The sequence below is a fragment of the Pedobacter sp. 01N416 genome (assembly GCF_056399685.1).
This window is the reverse complement of the sequence record NZ_JBFTRT010000432.1, coordinates 1-4,474: the sequence shown is the minus strand read 5'-3', so window position 1 is coordinate 4,474 and position 4,474 is coordinate 1. Positions and strand designations below refer to the sequence as shown.

Annotated in this window: 3 protein-coding genes; all 3 read left to right on the top strand. The window is 34.2% G+C overall.

Annotation, left to right across the window (positions count from 1 at the left end; all coding sequences use genetic code 11):
- Window positions 1-187: 187 nt before the first annotated feature.
- Complete coding sequence (locus AC1DND_RS20705) at window positions 188-1,300, top strand: mannose-1-phosphate guanylyltransferase (protein ID WP_477584528.1); 1,113 nt, start codon at window positions 188-190, stop codon at window positions 1,298-1,300.
- A gap of 342 nt (window positions 1,301-1,642) precedes the next feature.
- The gene (locus AC1DND_RS20700) at window positions 1,643-2,752 is read left to right on the top strand and encodes a DUF1972 domain-containing protein (RefSeq protein WP_477584526.1); all 1,110 of its coding nucleotides are present in this window, start codon (window positions 1,643-1,645) and stop codon (window positions 2,750-2,752) included.
- Between the two features lie 393 nt (window positions 2,753-3,145).
- Window positions 3,146-4,474: exopolysaccharide biosynthesis polyprenyl glycosylphosphotransferase (locus AC1DND_RS20695; protein ID WP_477584524.1), on the top strand; the 1,329-nt coding region annotated here is incomplete at its 3' end.

The window sequence follows — 4,474 nt, the reverse complement described above, 5'->3', positions numbered from 1 at the left end:
AACTATTGGTTCCGGCACTGTCGTAGCCGCAGGAAGTGTTGTAACCAAATCTTTTCCAGGAAAAGTAATAATAGGAGGGATTCCCGCCAAAATAATAAAAAATAGAGGGGCCTAGGTTATAATGATTTAAAAAAAAACGCATTTTATTCAAATTAGCATTGCAATTGCATTTACCTGAAGTAAAAATATGAATTTTAATAAAAATACCTATGTTCTTATTATGGCGGGGGGAGTTGGTTCTCGATTTTGGCCCAAAAGTCGTAACCATTTCCCAAAACAGTTTATTGATATTTTAGGAATTGGCAAATCTCTGTTACAACTCACCTATGAACGTTTTTTAAAGATATGTCCAAATGATCAGATTTACATATTGACGAATGAAGGTTATTTTGATTTGGTTACCGAACAGTTGCCAGCCATCTTGCAGCGGAATATCTTGTTGGAGCCAAGCCGGAATAATACGGCGCCTTGTATTGCATATGCTACTTATAAGATTTCGAAACTAAATCCAAAGGCAAATATTGTTGTTGCACCTTCCGATCACTTGATTTTAAAGGAAGAGGTGTTTTTGGAGAAGATTGAAGGGGCATTGGATTTCAGTTCGAAAAATAATGCCTTATTGACCCTAGGCATTACACCGACGAGACCAGATACGGGCTATGGTTACATTAAGTATCAAGATTTGAGTATCGAGAATCAAGGTGTACCAGATGAAATTAAAAAAGTAAATGCCTTTATGGAGAAACCTATTTTGACTAAAGCTGAGGAATATTTAAAAAGTGGCGATTGTGTTTGGAATGCAGGCATATTTATCTGGTCAGCAAGTTCGTTGAAGAAAGCATTTGAAAAGCATGCTCCGGAAATTACTACAGTATTTGAAAGCKGTTTGCTCTTTTATAATACAGTTGATGAAGCCAAATTTATTACCGAAAATTATCCATTAAGCCCTAATATTTCTATTGATTATGCGATACTGGAAAAAGCAGATAATGTATACACTATACCTGCTGATATTGGCTGGTCGGACTTAGGCACCTGGGCATCTTTACACGCGGTTGGCGAAAAAGATGCTGCTAACAACATGGTAAACTTAGAAAAGATTAATTTGAAAGATACGAACAATTGCATTATACACTTACCCAATGACAAAGCAGCGGTAATAAGAGGATTAGATAACTACATTGTTGTTGATGATGGTGATGTGCTTTTGATTTATCCAAAATCGGAAGAACAAGAAATTAAGCAAGTGGCTAAGGATATGGTTAACGATCACGGGAGTAAATATGCTTRGCACTTATAAGATATCGAGAAATAGGTAGTTTCTCGTTTATTATAGTCTTTTTTAGGGTTTAAATTAGACGTATTAATCAACTATTTGCGTGGATGAAGACACTTTTTGTTTCTGCAATCTTTTTTGCTTTACATAATATGAATATTAACTTTTGTTATAATTGTTAAAACAAAAGGACGAGAATATGTTTAAATTTTCTTACTAAACCTGTGAAAGCGAAATAGATGTTGATCTTGAAATTTATTTTATATGCTCGTTAATAACCGTACAGTGGAATAGGTAACAACTCGTGCATAGTTAACAGAAGTAGTAGGCTAAGTGTCTATCGATATAAAGGAAGTATAATATACAATGAATATAGGAATTATTGGAACAAGAGGAATACCAAATCACTATGGCGGATTTGAGCAGTTTGCGGAATATCTCTCTATTGGACTTACCAAGAGAGGACATGCCGTTAGTGTTTACAATTCTCATAAACATCCATTTCAAGAAAGGACTTGGAATGGAGTTGAATTGATTCATCGCTATGATCCGGAAGATAAAATTGGGACAATAGGACAGTTTATATACGATTTTAATTGTATACTAGACAGTAGAATTAGAAAATTTGATATCATACTACAACTTGGTTACACCAGTAGCTCTATTTGGGGTTGGCTTTTGCCTCGTAGGACATCAATAATCACAACAAATGTAGATGGACTGGAGTGGAAAAGAACCAAATTTTCTCCAAAGGTTAAAAAATTTCTTAAATATGCTGAAAAATTAGGTATTAAGTTTAGTGATTATTTGATATCTGATTCAATTGGGATTCAAGACTACTTAAGAGAAACATATAGCAAAAATTCCCTCTATATACCTTATGGGGCAGACATTTTTAAAATCCCAAATGAAGAGTTAATTATAAAATATGATGTTAAACCGTTTGAATATAATATGTTAATTGCAAGGTTGGAACCTGAGAACAGTATTGAGATAATTTTAGATGGTGTGGTGATGGCCAATCAGTCTAGCAAATTTTTGGTAGTTGGAAAACACAATACTAAGTTTGGAACTTACTTAAAAGATAAATTTAAACATTTTAAAAATATCTGTTTTGTTGGAGGGATTTACGACATTAATATTTTAAATAACCTAAGGCATTTTTCTAACTTATATTTCCATGGTCATACTGTGGGGGGAACAAACCCTTCATTACTTGAAGCTATGGCTTCTCAATCACTAGTTGTCGCAAACCAAAACATTTTCAACGAATCGATTTTAGGTGCCGATGCATTTTACTTTAGAAACCAAAATGATGTTTGCGATGTACTGAGAAAGGTTAAAARGCAAGATAATTTGAATTTAATAACTAGGAACGAATTTAAAATCAATGAAACATTCTCCTGGGATAATATTATAAGTCAATATGAAGCCCATTTTATAGATATTTATAATGCTAAGAAAAAAGTGTCTTAATATTTGACCACGTCAATAATTGTCATAAATATTAAAATGATTCCTATCTATAAGCAAATTATTGTCTCAGTTAAGATCCCTAAGAGAGGAATGGTACGACAAATAATCTGTCCTTGCCAATTAAAGGATTTGGTTCTATAGATAAGTATTTCAAAGAAGAGAATACAATTTCTATGAATCTACAGAAAAGTTGAATTAGTCGACTATTTATTAGCTCATAAATATTCTTCTTTATAATGCTTATTATTAAGTTTATATTGTAAAAAAATATTGGTTTTTAATTTGTTAATGTTTATTTAACTTTGCGTTCAGGTTTTAGGCATTAATTTTGTTCATTACGATTCACTTAAAACAAAAACAGAGGATAAATGTTTAAGTCTTCCCTTTAAGCCTATGCAAACACGTTACTTATTTATACTTAAATATATTTTACCAATAACTGACCTGATTATGGTCAATATTGTGTACTTTTTTGCCTACGAATTTACCGCTTATATGGGTAAAGCCGTAAGTTCTGAATTACAATGGCATTATATCGTGGTGTGTAATCTGATCTGGATTGTGAGCACTACAAGTTTTGGACTTTATAGCGAATATGGGTCGCGTAGGATTGAGCGAATCTATCGCGGAACTTGGAAAAGTGTGGTTTTACATGCAGTGTTGTTTTCTATTTACCTTTTCTTTTCTAAACAAAATGATTTCTCGAGATCTTTTCTGGTGATTTTTTATGGTATGCTGGCCATTCTATTTTTAGTGAACCGTTTTATTGGGACCTCGTTTCAGTTTTTACTATTTAATCATTTACGAGGTGTTAAATCTGTAGCCATTATGGGGAATAATCCTACAGGTTTGCAATTGGCCAGTTATTTTGAGAAACAACGTTATATCGAATTTCATGGGTTTATCAATGATATGCCAGAAGATTACCTAGATCGGAATGGTCAAATTTCTGATGTTGTAGGCCGTCAATTTAAAATGGCGGTTGATAAAGGGATTAAAGATATTTATGTGACCATCGCTCCAGAAAGGATGGCTGATATGGCATTATTAACAGAAGAGGCAGAACGTCAATGTGTGCGCTTAAAGTTTATTCCGGATATTAGTGGCGCCTTATTGTCACCTTATACGGTAAGTTATTTGGGTAACGAATTTCCAGTAATTTCATTACGCTCTGAGCCTTTAGAGAAAATACACAACCGATTTAAGAAACGTGCAATTGATGTGGTATTTAGTGGCCTGGTTATTCTATTCGTGCTAAGTTGGTTATATCCCATTATTGCTTTGTTAATTAAAATGCAAAGTAAAGGCCCAGTACTATTTAAGCAATTGAGAAGTGGCCGGGACGATGAGCCTTTCTGGTGTTTTAAATTTAGAAGCATGCGCATGAATGCTGACAGTGATAAACGGCAGGCGAGTAAAAATGATGATCGTATTACATCGATAGGTAAATTCCTTAGGAGATCAAGCTTAGATGAGCTGCCACAATTCTTTAATGTATTTATGGGGCACATGAGTGTGGTGGGGCCCCGACCACATATGTTGAGCCATACCGAACAGTACAAAGGTATTGTAGATCAATTTATGGTTCGCCACTTTTTAAAACCAGGTATTACAGGTTGGGCACAAGTAAACGGTTACCGTGGTGAAACGAAGGAAGATTACAAAATGGTAAAGCGGGTAGAACACGATATTTGGTACTTGGAAAACTGGAGTGCTATGCTG